Origin of the sequence: Gluconobacter sphaericus NBRC 12467 (assembly GCF_006539125.1) — a bacterium.
Classification (GTDB): Bacteria; Pseudomonadota; Alphaproteobacteria; order Acetobacterales; family Acetobacteraceae; genus Gluconobacter; species Gluconobacter sphaericus.
Genome location: NZ_BJMK01000087.1, coordinates 1 through 865 on the forward strand (window position 1 = coordinate 1; position 865 = coordinate 865).

Sequence of the window (865 nt, forward strand, 5' to 3'; positions counted from 1 at the left end):
AGGCCACGTTGACAAAAGATCTATACGATCTTCCTGAGATCTGATTCACTTCCTGGCTGTGGGATAACGGGCAGAGAGAGCAGGCATGGCACGAGGCGATCTGATGGATCGTGAATGGGCGCTGATTGGTCCGCTTTTGCCATCCGAGCGTGGCCGTTGGGCAAGACCATCCGGAGACAACCGCCGGTTTCTCAACGGTATGCTATATGTCCTGCGCACCGGCTGTCCGTGGCGGGACATGCATGAGCGCTACGGAAAATGGAACTCGGTCTATGTCAGGTTCCGGCGTTGGGCTGAACAGGGTGTGTGGGATGCTTTGCTGCAAACCCTGGTGGACCTAGGTCTGAGTGATGACTGGCAGCATATGGTCGACAGTACCGTGGTCCGCGCCCACTCCCAGGCAACAGGTGCAAAAGGGGGGCTCATACGGAGGGTTTTGGTCGATCACGCGGCGGCTTTACGAGCAAAATCCACGCCCGGTGCGACAATCAAGGACGTCCTTTCGGCTTTGCCCTTAGCGGAGGTCAGGTCTCGGATTACAAAGCCACAGATGTCCTGATGGCGTTTCCGGTTCCAAACCCCAAAGCCATGCTGGCTGATCGGGGCTATGATAGCGACTGCTTCCGCCAGGACCTGCTATTTCGTGGGGTCCTGCCGGTTATTCCATCACGCAAAGGCCGCAACGCTCCACAGAAAACAGACTGGCGGCGTTACAGAGACCGCAATCGCATTGAGCGGATGTTCAACAGGCTCAAGCAGATGCGCCGTATTGCAACCCGATACGACAAAACCGCCTTATCATTCATAAGCTTCCTCAACCTCGCCGCCGCGAGACTTTGGATTGAATCTTTTGTCAACGCGACCT

General features: G+C 56.2%; 1 pseudogene. It reads left to right on the forward strand.

What is annotated here, in order from left to right:
- Nucleotides 1-103: 103 nt before the first annotated feature.
- Nucleotides 104-865 (forward strand): annotated as a pseudogene (locus GSP01_RS15360) (IS5 family transposase); the annotation flags it as partial.